Source organism: Thiorhodovibrio frisius (genome assembly GCF_033954835.1).
Classification (GTDB): Bacteria; Pseudomonadota; Gammaproteobacteria; order Chromatiales; family Chromatiaceae; genus Thiorhodovibrio; species Thiorhodovibrio frisius.
In genome coordinates this window covers 446,553-464,189 of sequence record NZ_CP121471.1, presented here as the reverse complement: position 1 = coordinate 464,189, position 17,637 = coordinate 446,553, and the positions used below count along the sequence as shown (strand labels likewise).

Annotated in this window: 14 protein-coding genes and 1 pseudogene; 9 read left to right on the top strand and 6 right to left on the bottom strand. The window is 58.3% G+C overall.

All coding sequences use genetic code 11. The features are described 5' to 3' along the window. The first annotated feature begins 128 nt into the window (after nt 1-128). Nucleotides 129-1,553: a transposase gene (locus Thiofri_RS02410; RefSeq protein ID WP_323705829.1), complete on the top strand. Its 1,425-nt coding sequence runs from the start codon at nt 129-131 to the stop codon at nt 1,551-1,553. A gap of 526 nt (nt 1,554-2,079) precedes the next feature. Here the strand turns inward: Thiofri_RS02410 and Thiofri_RS02405 are convergent. Continuing rightward, the gene (locus Thiofri_RS02405; RefSeq protein ID WP_009150003.1) at nt 2,080-3,303 is read right to left on the bottom strand and encodes an ABC transporter ATP-binding protein; all 1,224 of its coding nucleotides are present in this window, start codon (nt 3,301-3,303) and stop codon (nt 2,080-2,082) included. Further along, nucleotides 3,303-4,127 carry an ABC transporter permease gene (locus tag Thiofri_RS02400; RefSeq protein WP_009150004.1) on the bottom strand — a complete coding sequence of 275 codons (825 nt, stop codon included), beginning with the start codon at nt 4,125-4,127 and terminating at the stop codon, nt 3,303-3,305. The genes Thiofri_RS02405 and Thiofri_RS02400 overlap by 1 nt, the downstream gene beginning before the upstream one ends. 235 nt (nt 4,128-4,362) lie before the next feature. Between Thiofri_RS02400 and gmd (Thiofri_RS02395) the strand changes: the two genes are divergently transcribed. Both gmd (Thiofri_RS02395) and gmd (Thiofri_RS02390) read left to right on the top strand, forming a co-directional pair. Then, a complete protein-coding gene (gene gmd, locus Thiofri_RS02395) occupies nt 4,363-5,448 on the top strand; it encodes a GDP-mannose 4,6-dehydratase (RefSeq protein WP_040857777.1) in 1,086 nt (361 codons plus the stop codon). Continuing rightward, on the top strand, nt 5,441-6,490 hold the full coding sequence (gmd, locus tag Thiofri_RS02390; RefSeq protein WP_009150006.1) for a GDP-mannose 4,6-dehydratase: 1,050 nt from the start codon (nt 5,441-5,443) through the stop codon (nt 6,488-6,490). Before gmd (Thiofri_RS02395) ends, gmd (Thiofri_RS02390) begins: the two co-directional genes overlap by 8 nt. Nucleotides 6,491-6,670: 180 nt before the next feature. Here gmd (Thiofri_RS02390) and Thiofri_RS02385 read toward each other — a convergent pair whose 3' ends face one another. Then, entirely contained in the window at nt 6,671-7,414 is a 744-nt protein-coding gene (locus Thiofri_RS02385; RefSeq protein WP_456129290.1) for a CusA/CzcA family heavy metal efflux RND transporter, read from the bottom strand. A 158-nt stretch (nt 7,415-7,572) separates the two neighbouring features. On the opposite strand from Thiofri_RS02385, the pseudogene Thiofri_RS02380 reads away from it, so the two are divergent. The 5 genes and pseudogenes from Thiofri_RS02380 to Thiofri_RS02360 all read left to right on the top strand — a co-directional run bounded on the left by Thiofri_RS02380 (nt 7,573) and on the right by Thiofri_RS02360 (nt 12,748). Beyond that, a pseudogene (locus Thiofri_RS02380) lies at nt 7,573-8,998 on the top strand (transposase). A 579-nt stretch (nt 8,999-9,577) separates the two neighbouring features. Beyond that, nucleotides 9,578-9,931, top strand: a complete 354-nt coding sequence (gene tnpA / locus Thiofri_RS02375; protein ID WP_009150009.1) for an IS66 family insertion sequence element accessory protein TnpA — start codon at nt 9,578-9,580, stop codon at nt 9,929-9,931. Next, the gene (gene tnpB / locus Thiofri_RS02370; RefSeq protein ID WP_009150010.1) at nt 9,928-10,281 is read left to right on the top strand and encodes an IS66 family insertion sequence element accessory protein TnpB; all 354 of its coding nucleotides are present in this window, start codon (nt 9,928-9,930) and stop codon (nt 10,279-10,281) included. The genes tnpA and tnpB overlap by 4 nt, the downstream gene beginning before the upstream one ends. A 38-nt stretch (nt 10,282-10,319) precedes the next feature. Then, nucleotides 10,320-12,020: an IS66 family transposase gene (tnpC, locus tag Thiofri_RS02365; RefSeq protein ID WP_009150011.1), complete on the top strand. Its 1,701-nt coding sequence runs from the start codon at nt 10,320-10,322 to the stop codon at nt 12,018-12,020. A gap of 176 nt (nt 12,021-12,196) precedes the next feature. Beyond that, nucleotides 12,197-12,748, top strand: a complete 552-nt coding sequence (locus Thiofri_RS02360; protein WP_009150012.1) for an SGNH/GDSL hydrolase family protein — start codon at nt 12,197-12,199, stop codon at nt 12,746-12,748. Here the strand turns inward: Thiofri_RS02360 and Thiofri_RS02355 are convergent. The 3 genes from Thiofri_RS02355 to Thiofri_RS02345 form a co-directional block, all read right to left on the bottom strand. Continuing rightward, the gene (locus Thiofri_RS02355; protein ID WP_009150013.1) at nt 12,631-13,701 is read right to left on the bottom strand and encodes a glycosyltransferase family 2 protein; all 1,071 of its coding nucleotides are present in this window, start codon (nt 13,699-13,701) and stop codon (nt 12,631-12,633) included. The genes Thiofri_RS02360 and Thiofri_RS02355 overlap by 118 nt on opposite strands. Beyond that, nucleotides 13,694-14,116, bottom strand: coding sequence for a GtrA family protein (locus Thiofri_RS02350; protein ID WP_009150014.1), 423 nt, complete (start codon nt 14,114-14,116; stop codon nt 13,694-13,696). Before Thiofri_RS02350 ends, Thiofri_RS02355 begins: the two co-directional genes overlap by 8 nt. A 90-nt stretch (nt 14,117-14,206) precedes the next feature. Further along, complete coding sequence (locus tag Thiofri_RS02345) at nt 14,207-15,937, bottom strand: DUF6399 domain-containing protein (RefSeq protein ID WP_009150015.1); 1,731 nt, start codon at nt 15,935-15,937, stop codon at nt 14,207-14,209. 110 nt (nt 15,938-16,047) lie between these two features. On the opposite strand from Thiofri_RS02345, the gene Thiofri_RS02340 reads away from it, so the two are divergent. Further along, the gene (locus Thiofri_RS02340; RefSeq protein ID WP_009150016.1) at nt 16,048-17,616 is read left to right on the top strand and encodes a hypothetical protein; all 1,569 of its coding nucleotides are present in this window, start codon (nt 16,048-16,050) and stop codon (nt 17,614-17,616) included. Nucleotides 17,617-17,637 lie beyond the last annotated feature (21 nt).

The window sequence follows — 17,637 nt, the reverse complement described above, 5'->3', positions numbered from 1 at the left end:
TTCTCACCAGCCTGCTCACCCTTTGGTCGGGGCTGACGGTGTTTCTCGCCCACCCGCCAATACCCTCGCATGACGACTATACTGTATTTTTATACAGTTCATTGCTGTGGCTCCACCAGCACTCCATCATGGCCGTCGCCGCATCACACCGCCCGATGGTGGCCTATCGTCGCCGCTGTCCGGAGCACACCGCGCTCTACCAGATCGTGCAACAGCATCTGGAGTCTTTTCTCGCTCTCGCGAGAGAGGAGGATTGGGGCGCGCCGCGCGTGCCGACTTATGTCGAGCGGGAGTTTCGCCGCTACCTGGAGTGCGGCATTCTCGCCTTCGGTTTTGCTCGTGCACGCTGCCCTGACTGTGGTCATGACTTTCTCGTGGCGTTCTCCTGCAAGGGGCGCGGGGTATGTCCTTCGTGCAACGCGCGACGCATGGCTGAAACAGCTGCCCATCTGGTCGATCATGTCATACCGCCACTGCCGGTGCGCCAGTGGGTTCTTTCAGTACCCAAGCGCTTACGCTGGTACCTGGAGCGCGAGCCGCGAGCGCTCAGCGCCGTGCTCAAAATTCTCATGCGCGTCATTGAGGCGCATTTGCGCAGAAGCAGTTCCGCGAATGCCCAGGCGCGCTTTGGCGCGGTGAGCTTTATCCACCGGTTTGGCTCGTCTCTCAATCGTCATGTCCACTGCCACTGTTGTGTCATCGACGGTGTCTTCGAGCCGGTTGAGCAGGAGGGTGATGTCTCACAATCCCTGCATTTTCACCCCGCCGCGGAGCTGACCGCCGACGATCTCGCTATCATCTCGGAACGGGTACGCGTGCGGGTGCTACGCTGGTTTGCCCGCCACGGGTTGATTGAGCCAAACGATGTGCGCGAGATGCTCGCTTGGGACAACAGCGGATTTTCCCTTGATGCCGAGGTACGCATCGCTGCCCAAGATCGTGCCGGACTGGAGCGCTTGTTGCGTTATTGTGCACGCCCGCCCTTTGCCCTTGAACGTCTGGAGCTGATCGATGGCGAACGGGTGATCTATCGGTTGCCCAAACCGCTGCGCGATGGCACGACAGTGTTGACGCTCACGCCGCTTGAGTTTATCGACCATCTCGCGGCGCTGATTCCACCTCCACGGCGTCATCGCCATCGCTACCATGGGGTGCTGGCCCCCAATTCGCCGTGGCGTGCCGAGGCGACCGCGTATGGGCGGGATCTCAGTGATGAGCCGCACGAGACTCCCGAGGTTGCCACCACCAAGCCAGCCGCGCCTCCTCGCTCACCGGCACGCTATCTCTGGGTCATGCTACTGGCCCGTCTGTTCGAGTCGCTGCCGCTGACTTGCCCCAATTGTGGCGCGGACATGCGCCTGATCGCATTCATCACCGAGGCCGCGCCCATTGGGCAGATTCTCACCCATATCGGCGAACCCCCTCGTCCTCCGCCCATCGCTCCCGCGCGCGGACCACCCGCCTGGGATGATGCGCCCGAGCCAGCACCGGACTGGGATGACTTTGCTCAACCCGAGCCGGAGTTCGAGTTCGATCAACGCGTCGCTTGGTAGCCACGCCTTTTCCCACCAGACAAGGCGCCAAGGGCGTTTGTCTTCAGTTCGCCCGCCCGCGCCCAACTTCGCTCAAAACACGCAACCAAGTCCGTCCTGCGCCCCTCAAAACGGGCGAGCAGGCGTGTTTCCGCCGTTGACCTCGTTCTCATCGACCGATAATATCCGCACTGACACGCGTACTGGATCCCCAGGGTGGTTTGGATTTCCTATCCTCTCATCGACCGATAATATCCGCACTGACACGCGTACTGGATCCCCAGGGTGGTTTGGATTTCCTATCCTCATCCTCATCCTCATCCTCATCCTCATCCTCCATCCTCCCTCTATCCTCCCTGACCATCGAAGCCAATTTCCGCGAGAAGTTCCAACCACTCACCGCGACCACAACCCAAGTCAGTGGCTTTCGCGGCAGGAATTGAATGCTGAAATGGCTGGAGAAAGGGTAAGTAAATTCGCAGACGATGCGTGACAGTCTCACGCGGGCCACGGAATCGCTCTTCCAAGGCATGATAAAAATTGTCCGTCATGCCTCAACCACCGAAATTTTGGGATCTAACCAGGATACGCCTGCGAAGTGAGGTTTGTTGATATTTACTACGTTAAAAACAAGGGCGAAATCACGCCATTCGTAGTTTTTTTCAATGTGGGTCTCAGTGCTGGTTAGGGCGGTAACAACGGAATAGCTGCCCGGCCCCAAGTTGGCGGGAAATCTGATATCAAAACGGTAGCGCTCCCCCGCGGATACATTAAGCAAGGGCTTTCCTTTGAGGTAGGTGTTAGTGCCGTAAACCATTTGCCCCAGTCGGTCTTTGATAGCGTAACCGAGCACCAGTCTTTCGAGCGAAGCGTGAATGGCGACTTCGATCAGCAAATGCACCGCTTGCCCCACATCGACGACATCTAGGGCGTTATTCTCGGCATCCACCAGGAGGATGTCGGAAACCGTAGCCTCGCCAGTCCCTGAAACGGTCTGTATCTTTCCGTCCTCACGCGCCGTTTGAGTGACCTTCTGATTCTGATGATCGGCCAACATGGCGTTGTAGTAGTCCATCACGGCCTCTGGCTCACCCTGCATGGCGAGCTTGCCGGCATTCAGCAGGATGGCGCGGTCACAGATGCTTTGAATGGCCTGTTTGTCGTGACTGACGAGAAGCAGCGTTGTGCCTTGCTTACGGAATTCGCGGATGCGGTCGAAGCTCTTGTGCTGAAAATAGGCATCGCCGACCGAGAGCGCCTCGTCTACGATCAGCACATCGGGCCTGTTGGCGGTCGCCACGCTGAAGGCAAGGCGCATCTGCATGCCACTGGAGTAGACCCGTACCGGCTGGTCGATATAGTCGCCGATCTCCGCAAATGCCTCGATCTCGGGCATCAAAGCGGCAATCTCTTCGACCCGATAACCCAGCAATTGTCCAGCCATATAGGCGTTCTGCCGGCCGGTGAAGTCGGGATGGAAGCCCATACCGAGTTCCAGTAGCGCGGCGACCCGGCCGCCGATGTGTACGCTTCCTGTGGTGGGTTGGGTCGTACCGGTAATCATCTTGAGCAGGGTGCTCTTGCCGGCGCCGTTGATGCCGATAATGCCAACGGCCTCGCCGGGCTGGACGGCGAAGTTGATGTCCTGCAGCACCCAGTGCAGGTGATGACGGGGTTTGTTTCGCGGGTCCAGCCATTCTTTCAGGCGCGCCCAACGGGTCGGGTATTGCTTGTAGGCCTTGCCAAGATTGGAAACGGTGATCGCGCCCATTAGAGTTCGTCCACCATCTCACCGGCGTGCTTGCGGAAGAGGCGGTAACCCAAGGCGATTAGCAGCAAGGTCAGCAGGCTCACCGGCCAGAGGCTATACCAGTCTGGCCACTGGCCGCTTACGAGAGCGCCTTGATAGGCGCCCATCAGTGGGGTCATGGGATTGAGTGCCATGAACGGGCGCACGCTTTCCGGCAGGATGGTGACGGGATAGACGATGGGTGTGAGCCAGAACCAGAACTGCAGCACGACATTGAACAGTTGGCCGACATCCCGAAAAAACACGTTGAGCACACCCAGGGTAATGCCCAGACCTATCGCGAAGGCGATCTGCAGTAGCAGGAGCGGCAACAGGGCCAGGATGGCCCAGCCGGGGAAATTGCCGGTGACGAACAGAAATCCGAGGAAAAGGCCGAAAATGATGGCGAAGTTAAGTCCGGCGCCAAGGACGACGACGGTTGGTAGGCACAGCCGCGGAAAGCTGAGTTTCTTTAGCAAGTTGGCGTTTTCGATAAAGATGTTCAGCGCCCGACCGGTGATTTCCGCGAACAGGCCCCAGGTGATGATGCCAGCGCACAGATAGATGCTGTAGCCGAAGGTGCTGTCGGCGCCTGGCAGCTTGGCCCGCATGATCTGGGAGAAGATCACGGTGTAGACAAAAATCATTGATAGCGGCTGAATCACACTCCAAGCCGCCCCGAGCATGGAGCTGCGATACTTGGACTGGAACTCCCGCTTGACGCTACCGAGGATGAAGCCCCGATAACGCCACAAGGGATGCCATTGAAGCGCTCTTGGAGTGGCTATTCTCGTGTTTGCGATCACGACGATTTGGACAGCTTGCAGCTAAATTTTTTATTGTCAGACATACCGGAGGTACCGGGGCCTGGCAGGCCTCTCGCCAGTTCGTAGCGTTAACGCGGTAGTTTATCACTCGCGCCCCCCCGTGTCCCACCCGCGCGACATTTTTATGATAGGCTCTCCCACCAAGACGCGTCTGCGGTTGGTCGATTGCTTCGGCGCCACAGACTCCTTTTTCACACACAATTTGCTAGATACGATGAAAAAAGCACTGATAACCGGCGTCACCGGCCAGGATGGCGCCTACCTGGCCGAGCTTTTGCTCGCGAAAGGCTACGAAGTCCATGGCATTAAGCGCCGCAGCTCGTTGTTCAACACGGATCGTATTGACCATCTTTACCAAGGGCCGCACGAGCCGGAGCGGCGCTTTATTCTGCATCATGGGGACTTGACGGATTCCTCCAGCCTAATCCGCATTATGCAGCAGGTGCAGCCCGACGAACTCTATAACTTGGCAGCCCAAAGTCACGTGGCCGTGAGCTTCGAGGAGCCGGAATACACGGCGAACTCAGACGCCATCGGGACGTTGCGGCTGCTTGAGGCGATCCGGATTCTTGGGATGGAACAAAAAACCCGATTCTATCAGGCATCCACGTCGGAGCTCTACGGGAAAGTGCGGGAGGTGCCGCAGACGGAAGCCACGCCTTTCCATCCCCGCTCGCCCTATGCGGTGGCCAAGCTCTACGCGTACTGGATTACCGTCAACTACCGAGAAGCCTACGGGCTCTATGCCTGTAACGGTATTTTGTTTAATCACGAAAGTCCACTGCGTGGCGAGACCTTCGTGACCCGCAAGATTACCCGCGCGCTGGCACGCATTAAGCTGGGCCAGCAGCAATGCCTTTACCTGGGCAACCTGGACGCAAAGCGGGACTGGGGCCACGCCAGGGATTATGTGGAAATGCAGTGGCTGATGCTGCAGCAGGAAAGCCCGCAAGACTATGTGATTGCCACCGGCAGGCAGTACTCCGTGCGCGAGTTTGTCGAAACCGCCGCGGGCTCGGTCGGCATCGGCATCCGGTGGCAAGGGCACGGGGTGGAAGAGAAGGGCTATGACACGAACAGCGGTGCCTGCATTGTCGCGGTTGATCCGCGTTACTTCCGCCCCGCCGAGGTTGAAACCCTGCTTGGGGATGCCACCAAGGCGCGCACGGAGCTTGGCTGGACGCCGCGTATCGGTTTTGAAGAACTGGTGGAGGAAATGATGCGCGAGGACTTGAAGGAAGCCGAACGCGATGCACTGTGCTCGCGTGAGGGATACACGGTGCTGGATCGCCATGAATGAGTCTGTCGAGGTGGGGCGCAATGCCCCGGTCGATTCCAACCCGCCGGTTGCCTTGATTACTGGCATCACTGGGCAGGATGGCTCCTACCTGACGGAACTGCTGCTCGAGCAGGGTTATGCGGTGCATGGCGCGGTGCGCCGCACCAGCAGCTTGGAGCGCAGTCGGCTTGCGCATCTCTACGCGAACAAAGACCTCTACAACCAGCGGCTATTTTTGCATTACGCCGATCTTGACGACCCCACAACCTTGCGCCGCGTGCTGACTCGGGTGGCCCCACGGGAAATCTATCATCTCGCCGGGCAAAGTCATGTCGGGCTGAGCTTTGAGATACCCGAGACCACATGTGAGTTCACGGCCATGGGAACCTTGCGCCTGCTTGAGATTTTGCGCGATTTGCCGCGACAACCCCGGTTCTTTCACGCGGCCTCGAGCGAGATTTTTGGCCGTCCGGAGGAAAGCCCACAGAGCGAGAAGACTCCGATGGCGCCAGTTAGTCCGTACGCCTGTGCCAAGGCTTTCGCCACGCAGATGGTGCGCATCTACCGGGACGCCCACGGGCTGTTTGCCGTGAACGGCATTTTGTACAACCACGAGTCGCCGCGGCGCGGCGAGAATTTTGTGACCAAGAAGATTTGCCGCACCGCCGCGGCTATTAAGGCTGGCCAGGAATCAGTCCTCAAGCTCGGCGACACCAACGCCCGACGGGACTGGGGCCATGCACGCGATTACGTGCGCGGCATGTGGCTTGCCTTGCAGCACGACCAGCCGGACGATTACGTTTTTGCAACCGGCGTGCTGCATAGCGTGCAGGACATTCTGGAGCACGCCTTTTCCGCGCTGGGTTTGAAGTGGCAAGAGCATGTGGTCATAGACCCGCAGTTTCTCCGCCCAAGCGAGCCGATGTTTCTGGTTGGAGACAACCGCAAGGCCAGGGAGGCGCTTGGCTGGCAACCGACTGTTGCCTTTGGGGAATTGATTGAGGAAATGACCCTTGCCGAGCTTGCCCGCTTGGAAGCAAGGCCCGAGCAATCGCTGGCGTGACGGTTTTAAGCCCCTTATGTTACTTGATCAACTCGAATACGAGCGTTTTATCGCGGTTTTCCCCCGCGTTTGTGTCGATATTTCTTCGGCACCGCTAACAGCCTGCGGCGGCGTTCAGCCTCCGCGTCACGGGCGATCAGAGAAGAAACTCTTAGCGACATGTTCACGTCGGCTAGAGGCTTAGATTTTCAGGTCGGCGATGACATGTGGAACACTATCGGTGCTCATAAGCTGTCCTGTATTCCGCCGCCAGAGCAAATAGATCGCCGGCAGCACGAACAGACTCAACAGCGGCGCGGTGACCATGCCGCCGACCATGGGGGCGGCAATGGGGCGCATGACCTCGGAGCCAACCCCGCCTTGCAGCATGATGGGGAGCAGGCCCGCAAAGATGGTCGCGACCGTCATGGCTTTGGGGCGAATGCGCAGCACCGCGCCTTCCTCGATGGCGGCTTTCAGGTCTTGCTCGCTCGCCAGAGTTCCGGCGCGGCGGGCGTCGGCCAGGGCGTTGTCGAGGTAGACCAGCATGATGACGCCGAACTCGACCGCCACGCCGGCGAGCGCGATGAAGCCGACGGCGACGGCAATCGACAGGTTGTAGTCGAGCAGATGGATCAACCACAGGCCACCGACCAGCGCGAAGGGAAGCGACAGCATCACTAACAGCGCCTCTGATACGCGGCCAAAGGTCAGATACAGCAGCACGAAAATGATCAGCAGCGTCAGCGGCACCACCATGGTCAGGCGCTCCTGGGCGCGTTGCATGTACTCGTACTGGCCTGACCAGGTGAGCGAATAACCGGGCGGCAGCGCAACCTGCTCGGCCACCACCTGCTTGGCCTCCGCGATCCAGCGCCCGAGGTCGCGGCCGCGGATGTCGACGAAGGTCCAGCCGTTCAGGCGCGCGTTCTCGCTTTTCAGCATGGGCGCGCCGTCGGACTCGGCGCGAGAAGGTTCTCACCAGCCTGCTCACCCTTTGGTCGGGGCTGACGGTGTTTCTCGCCCACCCGCCAATACCCTCGCATGACGACTATACTGTATTTTTATACAGTTCATTGCTGTGGCTCCACCAGCACTCCATCATGGCCGTCGCCGCATCACACCGCCCGATGGTGGCCTATCGTCGCCGCTGTCCGGAGCACACCGCGCTCTACCAGATCGTGCAACAGCATCTGGAGTCTTTTCTCGCTCTCGCGAGAGAGGAGGATTGGGGCGCGCCGCGCGTGCCGACTTATGTCGAGCGGGAGTTTCGCCGCTACCTGGAGTGCGGCATTCTCGCCTTCGGTTTTGCTCGTGCACGCTGCCCTGACTGTGGTCATGACTTTCTCGTGGCGTTCTCCTGCAAGGGGCGCGGGGTATGTCCTTCGTGCAACGCGCGACGCATGGCTGAAACAGCTGCCCATCTGGTCGATCATGTCATACCGCCACTGCCGGTGCGCCAGTGGGTTCTTTCAGTACCCAAGCGCTTACGCTGGTACCTGGAGCGCGAGCCGCGAGCGCTCAGCGCCGTGCTCAAAATTCTCATGCGCGTCATTGAGGCGCATTTGCGCAGAAGCAGTTCCGCGAATGCCCAGGCGCGCTTTGGCGCGGTGAGCTTTATCCACCGGTTTGGCTCGTCTCTCAATCGTCATGTCCACTGCCACTGTTGTGTCATCGACGGTGTCTTCGAGCCGGTTGAGCAGGAGGGTGATGTCTCACAATCCCTGCATTTTCACCCCGCCGCGGAGCTGACCGCCGACGATCTCGCTATCATCTCGGAACGGGTACGCGTGCGGGTGCTACGCTGGTTTGCCCGCCACGGGTTGATTGAGCCAAACGATGTGCGCGAGATGCTCGCTTGGGACAACAGCGGATTTTCCCTTGATGCCGAGGTACGCATCGCTGCCCAAGATCGTGCCGGACTGGAGCGCTTGTTGCGTTATTGTGCACGCCCGCCCTTTGCCCTTGAACGTCTGGAGCTGATCGATGGCGAACGGGTGATCTATCGGTTGCCCAAACCGCTGCGCGATGGCACGACAGTGTTGACGCTCACGCCGCTTGAGTTTATCGACCATCTCGCGGCGCTGATTCCACCTCCACGGCGTCATCGCCATCGCTACCATGGGGTGCTGGCCCCCCAATTCGCCGTGGCGTGCCGAGGCGACCGCGTATGGGCGGGATCTCAGTGATGAGCCGCACGAGACTCCCGAGGTTGCCACCACCAAGCCAGCCGCGCCTCCTCGCTCACCGGCACGCTATCTCTGGGTCATGCTACTGGCCCGTCTGTTCGAGTCGCTGCCGCTGACTTGCCCCAATTGTGGCGCGGACATGCGCCTGATCGCATTCATCACCGAGGCCGCGCCCATTGGGCAGATTCTCACCCATATCGGCGAACCCCCTCGTCCTCCGCCCATCGCTCCCGCGCGCGGACCACCCGCCTGGGATGATGCGCCCGAGCCAGCACCGGACTGGGATGACTTTGCTCAACCCGAGCCGGAGTTCGAGTTCGATCAACGCGTCGCTTGGTAGCCACGCCTTTTCCCACCAGACAAGGCGCCAAGGGCGTTTGTCTTCAGTTCGCCCGCCCGCGCCCAACTTCGCTCAAAACACGCAACCAAGTCCGTCCTGCGCCCCTCAAAACGGGCGAGCAGGCGTGTTTCCGCCGTTGACCTCGTTCTCATCGACCGATAATATCCGCACTGACACGCGTACTGGATCCCCAGGGTGGTTTGGATTTCCTATCCTCATAATATCCGCACTGACACGCGTACTGGATCCCCAGGGTGGTTTGGATTTCCTATCCTCTCTCATCGACCGATAATATCCGCACTGACACGCGTACTGGATCCCCAGGGTGGTTTGGATTTCCTATCCTCTGGATTTCCTATCCTCTATCCTCCATTCGCATTAATCGCGTCAACCCACCTGTCAGCGCAGAAAGGCGGTAGACACAATGTGCTTTTCGCTACTGGGTCCGCCAGAGGTTTGTAAAAAAATCGAGTTTTCGGTCAGGCACTATCTACGTAAGCGATCAGCGAACTACATCTAGCCCCGCCAGCGCCGCCCCGCCAAGATGCCGACCTGATCAACCACGACAGGAGCATCCGCATGGTACAAAAGCGACGCACTTGCCAGCAATGGCGGACCTTAACCGACGCATGGTGGGACAGTGGTCTGACCCAAGGCGAGTACTGCCGACGCCACGGCATTTCCGTGTCGAGTTTCGCGCGCTGGCGTGAGGTGTTTCGCCGCGAAGGCCAGCGCGCAACGCCCACCCCCGGGCGCGAGCAAGAACCGGCTTGCACCCTGGTTCCGGTGCACTGGATCAGCGAACCGACACCCCACAGCGGTTCACCGCTCAGTCTTCACTTTCCTGACGGACTGCGCCTAGACATCAGCGCCGGCTTTGATGCCACCACCCTGCATCGGCTCATCGCCCTCCTCAAAGGGCGTGACGCATGATCGGCATCGGCACCCATACCCACGTCTACCTGGTCGCCGGTGCTACCGACATGCGCAAGCAAATCGATGGCCTGGCGGGGATCGTCAGCGACACCCTCGGCGCTGATCCTTTCTCCGCTCACCTGTTTGTCTTCTGCAATCGCGCCCGTGACAAACTCAAAATTCTCTATTGGTACAACAACGGCTTCTGGTTATGGTACCGACGCTTGGAACAACAGCGCTTCTGGTGGCCATCACCCACCAGCAAAGATCCCGTCAACCTCTCATTGCGCGAATTGCATTGGCTGCTTGAAGGGCTCGATCCAAAGCAACTCGAAGGACATCAACATGCGCGCTTTAATCTGATTTAAAATGCAAAAAAGCTTGTATTCAGATAGGGTTTATCGGTATGATTCGCGCCATGGAAGTCGCCATTCAAATGCTGCCCAATGAACCCGTTCAATTGCACGGGATCATTCACCAATTGCGCGCGCAATTGGACGCGTTGACGCAGACGCTCACCGAACAACAGGAGCGCATTGAGGGCGACGCCAAACGCATTGACCAATTGCTCGAGTACATTGAGTTATTGCGCCGCAAACGCTTTGGTCCCAGCACGGACAAGGTGCCCGATGGACAGCTCAACCTCTTTGATGAGACAGAGCTTGAAGCACTGATCGGCCAGCTTGAGGCCGAGGCGGACGCCAAGACCAAGCCGCCCAAGGGCGAGAACACCAAGACCAACCCGCCCAAAGGCCAGCCCAAGCGCAAACCGCTGCCAGCGCATTTGACCCGGGTGGAGCGCATCCTTGATCTATCCGAGCAGGAGAAAGCCGCGCTCGGGGAGAACTGGCATTTCATCGGCTATGACGTCTCCGAGCAGCTCGCTGATCTGCCGCGTCAGCTCTATGTCATCGAATACAAGCGTGCCAAGTATGCCCCGGTCGATGACAGCGTTGAGGACGAGGAGGCCGGGATCAAGATCGCCCCACGCGCGCCTCAGATTATCCCCAAGGCCATCGCCCATGCCTCGCTGCTGGCCTCGATCGTGACGGGGAAGTTTGTCGATGCCCTGCCGCTGTATCGCCAGGAGAAGATCTTTGCCCGTGAGGGGATCGACATCCCGCGCCAGAGCATGGCCGGGTGGCTGATGCAGTTGCAGGCGCCACTGGCTCCCATCGCGGAGGCGATCAAAGCGCAGTTGCTGCTTGGCGCCACGCTGAACATCGATGAAACCCGCTTGCAGGTGTTGAACGAACCCGGACGGGACAATACCCAGGAGTCTTTTATCTGGGTGTTTTGCGGGGGACCGCCCGGGCGAGCGGTGCGCTGGTTTGAATACGCGACCTCGCGCGCGGCCTCTGTCCCCCATGCGGTGCTGTTTGGTGAGCATGCCCCCGGCAGCGATCCATCCATTGAGCTGATTCTGCAATCCGATGGCTACAGTGCTTACCACGTACTGGCCAAGGTGGAGGAGATCATCGACCATGCCGGTTGCTGGGCGCATGTGCGACGCAAGTTCGTCGAGGCGGGCGCCGGGCGCGAGGCCTCGCTCGCTCAGGCGATGGTGGCAATGATTGGCGAGTTGTATGCCATTGAGAAGCGCTTGCGTCTTGAGCGGGCGGATGCGGATACCCGGGTGCGTGAGCGCCAGGCGTTCAGCCTCCCGATCATCGAACAGATCAAGGCCTGGCTGGATCGCCATGTGCTGCGCGTGGCGCCAAAGAGTCTGCTGGGCAAGGCGATTGGCTATGCCTTGAATCAGTGGCCGACGCTGCTGGTCTTCCTCGATCATGGCGAGGTGGAGATCGACAATAACCAGGCGGAGAATGCCATTCGTCCCTTTGTGGTCGGAAGGAAGAACTGGCTGTTTGCCGGTTGTCCCGAAGGGGCACAGACCAGCGCGCTGCTTTATAGCCTCATTGAGACGGCCAAGGCGAATAAACTCGAGCCCCGGGCGTACCTCAACCACCTCTTCGAGCAACTGCCCCTGGCGAAAACGCCGCAGGCGATTGAGGCGCTGCTGCCGTTTAACCTCCGCCCCGAGGATCTGCCCGCGCCAGCGCGTTTGGCCTCGATCACTGATCCAGCGGTGTCTGGCAAGCGATGATGCCGCGACGACCACCGGCGGGTAACCGCCGGGGGTTGACTGTTGCGGGCATTGCGCTGGTGCGTGGTTGCGTTCCATTGCACCATTGTCCGCCGCCCCGGTCGGGCAGGGTAGATGTAGTTCGCTGATCGCTTACCTATCTACAGGCGATCCTGGACGACCACTCACCGGATGCGGTGCTGATTAATATTCTGTGGAATGATCTGTGGTATTCCACGGTACTGAACTGGTATCCGGCGCTGTTGGTGTATCAGCAACCGCCGCTGTGGCTGAGTCGCTTAATGCAACACTCGGCGTTAGTCCGCGCCATTATTTTACAAGCCCCGCCCGATCAGGAGCACTTGGTGGATCGTTTAAACGCCTTAGCACTGGCGCATTATCAGGAGAATCTGCAAGCGATGGTGGAGCTGGCGGCAGCTCGTGGGGTGGCGGTGCATTTTGTCGAGCCACCATTTAGCCCGGAGTTAATGCCACCGGAGGGGTTGAATGAGTTCCATGTGCGTTATACCAAGCCATTTTTCTTAGCAACGGCTAATCGTTACCGCGCCGCACTTCAGGAAGTCGCGGCGACCCATAACGTGCCGGTGCTTGATCATCGTTTATCGCTGAATCAGGGTGGTGGGCCGGCGGCGCTGTTTTTAGTTCCGTTGCATCCGACCGCTGAGGGTAATCGGCTCATGGCGGAGGATGTGTTTATGGGCGTACAACCGCTAACCGATCGCCGTTGATACGCATTGATAAAATACAAAGGGCGCTGTTTGGTTTCATCAAACATGCGCCCCAAGTATTCACCTAAAACGCCAATAAACAGCAACTGTACCCCACCGAGAAATAAAATCACAACCATCAAGGAAGGATAACCGGGCACAGGTTCGCCAAAGAATAAGGTTTTGACAATAATCCAAGCACCAAATAAAAAAGCACAAAGCGCTAGAATAAATCCCAAATAGGACGCCAGTTTAAGTGGTAGCGTGCTAAAGGAGGTCAAACCATCGAGGGCAAAATTCCACAGCTTCCAGTAGTTCCACTTAGTCGCTCCGGCGTGGCGTGGATGGCGTTGATACACGACCTCTTTTTGCGGAAATCCAATCCAAGCAAACAAGCCTTTCATAAAACGGTGGTGTTCACGCAATCTACCGAGTGCGTCAACGGCGCGGCGGCTGAGTAAACGATAGTCCCCAGTGTTTTGGGGAATGTGGGTGTGGGTGAGTTTGCCCATCAGGTAATAAAAACCCCGAGCTGTGGCACGTTTCAACCACGTTTCTCCTTGGCGCTCGCTGCGTTTGGCATAAACAACATCATAGCCTTGTTGCCATACGGCCAGCAGTTCTGGGATTAACTCCGGCGGGTCTTGTAGATCGGCATCGATCACGATGACCACATCGCCATGCGTATGATCCAAACCAGCCGTTAAGGCAATCTCCTTGCCAAAGTTACGGCTGAGATCAATCCAGGCTATATGGGGGTCTTGGCTATGCAAACCTTGGATAATGGCTAACGAGGGGTCGCTGCTGCCATCGTTGACGTAGAGGATTTCGTAGTCGGCACTGCATGCCCTCAGCACCGTTTGCAATCGGCGGTGGAATTCTGGCAATACCTCGTACTCGTTGTATACCGGTACGACCACAGACAAGGTCAATGCACTGGTGTCTATTGCGGGTTGCTGAGTTGTTTCAACCATTGCCAAATGTCCAATAGCGGTTAGCCCAAAAATTCCAAAACAGAACCAATACTGTCGCCCCAACCTGCGCCAAGGCATAATGTAGACCAGCAGCAATACCCAAGGCGACGATCAATGTGTTGATGCTCAATCCACTGCCTGCCACCAGCAGATAGCGCTGCAATGCTTGGCGATGCGCGCAGCGACTGCGAAAGGTGAACCGGCGATTGAGTAGGTAACCGGTTAGCGCTCCAGCAATAAAGCCGGCGACGGTAGCAGATACTGGATGCACAGCCGATAAAATAATCAAGCCGCCCATGAATAGATAATGCACAGTGGTCGCTACAGCACCGACCAGGGCAAACAAGATGAATTGGCGGTACACACTGCGCCTCAGTAGCACTGAATGCTCAGGATAATCGTTTATGATGGACATTGAAATTCACATTTATTTTCGATTGCTGTGTCATTCATTGCAACTTTTCTATTCTATTTTAAGCCTTGATCATAACCTGAGCCACCCCCGTCAAGCCGCCCGCGCCGCCAGCGGCGCGACCTTCGTTGACCGCCTCGCACGTCGCCGTCGCGCCGGCGGTGGCAGCGGGGTCCGCTTGAGCACCTCTTCAAACAGCGAGGGATGAGCGCAGCCAAACAGCCGTTCAGCCGCCGTGGTCTCGTCCGAACGGCGGATATGGAAATTGTGAATCGCTGTCAAAGCACTGAGCTTGCGCTCGCTGAGGCGATGGCGCCCATGGTGAAACAGCGAGAGCTGGCCGTTGCGTCCCTCCACTGCAGAGCTTGAGCGTTGAAACACATCGGCACAGTCACCGGCAACCTGCTCTAGGGTAGCCTGGGTTGCCGCATCGAGCTGCTGGAATGGATGATCAGGCGCGCGCAGGGGTGCGAGCAAGCGCTCACTGAGGGCCTCGAGCCGATCGCGTTCCTCGGCACGGGATTGCCGGGTGGCCACCCGCTCAAGGTAACGCGCCGGGATGAGCTGCTCGTGCATCAGCTGTTCGAGCGCAGGGGGAAGATTCAAGGCCTCCACCCGCTGCTGGAGTGTGGTGAAGAAAAACACCAGGGTCGCGACCATGTGGGTGGTGACCCGCTTGGCTTTGTCCAGATGGGCACAAGCACGCGCGGAGAGCTTGGCCTCCTCGGCGATCACGGCAAGGCGTTGAAAGACCCCCTCGAGCCGCTCGCCCAATCGCTCTGGCGTTTGCGCCTGGCCCTGCTCGAGATCATAGGGATGGTAGAGCGTAGAGAGTTCACGCAGACAGCCACCGGCTTGCTGCTGACGCGCTTCGGCCCCATCGCGATCCGCCATGGCCTGTCCCAAGCCTTGGCTTGCTGTTCTGATGCGTTGGGTAAAGTCCGGTGGCCGCCCGGGACCATGGGGATGGTGATGATAGGTGCGCTCGGCTTGGCGCGCCGCGCTCAGGGCTTGTTCGCAGGTCTTAACCTGGGCATCGGCATCGCGCACCGCGCGCGCCAGTGCCAAGCCGGTCGCTTTGCTCGCTTCATGCTGGACATGAAACAGGTCCGGAGAATGTTGGGCGTTGAGATCGACCTCGGCATGCCGGCGCAAGGCGGCAGCCTCGTCACTGGTGGATTGGATGACCTCCAAGTTCAGCTCGGCGGTGGCGGCGGTGAGTGCCTGGGTCCAGGTCGCCGCCGTGCGATCACTGGCGTAATGCTCCAGCACAATGAAGCCCGATACCGGCTCAAGTGCCACCAGGCAGATGGCCGGATGAAAGGTTTCGTCCTCGCACAGACTGACCAATCGGGGCGCGGATGTCCGCGCTGCCAGCGCCCGGCGTTGCTCGGCGGCGGTCTCGACAAGGTGTTGCTCGATCGCGGCATTCAACCCTTGCTGACTCCCATAGGAGCTTCCGACAACCTCAGAAAGCCCGCACAACTCAAGAAACTCGCAGACCACGCGCACACCTCCGGCCGCGCGCAGGGTGATGCACCAGTGGGCGGAGACGACCAGCCGGTGAAGGAACACCATACCCGCTGGGCTCGCGAAAAAGGCCGCCTCGGCGGCGGCATCCGCGGGCGCCTGGCCCTCCCAGCGCCGCAGGGTCGCGCGTGCCACCCCAAGGGTATCCGCTCGCTGGCGCTGCGGCTGTCCTTCCTCGCGCAGCCGCGTCGCCTGCGCGAGCACTTCGGCGCGATACAGCCGGCGCTCCCGACCCGCACCTGGCGCAGAAGCGGGATTTGCACTACAGTCAGATTTGGCAGAGCCCTCAACCATGTTTCTCGATCCAAGGTTAGTTTCCCGCTCCAAGGGTATGAGAAACTGAGGGTTCTGCCAAATCTTCTGCTGCTTAAGCCCGACTAATTCAGTCGGTTTTGGCTCACTTTATGATCAAGGCCCTATTTTACATTAATTTGGAGCAAATTTTTGCTATGAACCGATCGGCTGCAAACGACAACTTTGTCTGGACACTCAGCATCTGGCTGCTAAGCACTGTGCTGATGGCCATAGCGTTACTCAGTACCTATATGGCGACTGAAGCTAACAGCGCTTTATTTGGCCATAGTGATCTCATACAACCGTATATGCTTGCCCGAGATATTCTCGCTAATCCTGCAGCCATTCTTGATTGGTACCACTCACCGGCTTTGTATGTGTTCCCCGATTGGCTGCTGGCTATGATACTGGTTGCTTGGGTGCCTGGTAGTGATCGGGTGTTGCCGTTGTTGTACTCGGTTATTTTGCTGTTAGCTTACAGTATTGCGGGAAGCTGGCTGCTCCGTCAAAGCCTCAATACGTCCCTGCTGCGCGGTACTTGGCTGCTGGTGACCATCAGTGTTGTGTCCGCCTGTGTTACGCATCATGATCTGACCACTCCGATGACAACATGGTTGTTTCTGACCGGCAGCACAGCGTATATCCATACGGGCGCACTTGTGTTGACGTTGGTTGCCGGTGGATTGTTAATGCGATGTTTACAGCGACCGAGTGCGACGGGAACGGCGATCATGGCCCTTATTGGGGCGATTACCACATTCTCCGATGCGTTGTTCATGGTGTGGTTTGTCGCTCCAGCGTGTGTGGTATTGCTATTACACGCTTGGGCGCAGCGCAGCGGACCACCTTTAATCACCATAGCTTGGATCAGCGGTGCGGGTCTCATCGCTATGTTGGTCGAGCATCTGCTGCGGAGTACCAAACCGGAACTGCATCGAATCGAGCCCAGTAAATCGCTGCAAGTCTTTATCAGTGACTTACAGGCGGTAGTCAGTGCGGGTGATGTCGGGTTTATGCTAATGCTGGTAGCGATCATGGTAATTGCGCTACGAGCGGCTATTATGATATTGCGATTGCTACGCCGCCAAACCCTGACGCCAGCGGCTTATCTGGAGTTGTTTCTAGCGGGGAGTATCAGCGCAGCACTGCTGGCTCCGCTAGCGCTGGGCGTTTATTGGGATTTGACCTTATGGCGCTATTTATTGGTTATTCCGGTACTGGTGATTATTTGGGTGGTGCACTGCGTCCTCAAGCTCAGCCCGCAGTGGCAGTATGGGTTAACCACTGGAGCGATCATTACTACACTCGGGCTGGGCACAGTATCAATCAGCTCGGCCTGGGAGCATATCCAGTCTCTGCAACAGCCTATAGCGCTAGAACAGTGTTTGCGTGAACAGGGACGAGATACCGGTTTTGGCGATTACTGGAACGCCAAACGTTTGCTGTTTCTGAGTGATCGGCGGCTACACATCATCCAAATTAACGCTGTCGGTCAACCGTTTCACATGAATTACAATCGGCGTTGGTTTGCAGAACGTGCCGATACCGGTGCGCCGGTGCAGCCTGATTTCGTGATACTGGATCGGCTGGATGCTGGGGTTATAGCCCGACGTTTCGGCTCGCCCAAGCAGGTTATCCATTGTGATGGCAGTGCGATCTGGCTTTATCCGCGCAGGTAAAGTGGCGTTAAAGTACGTTAA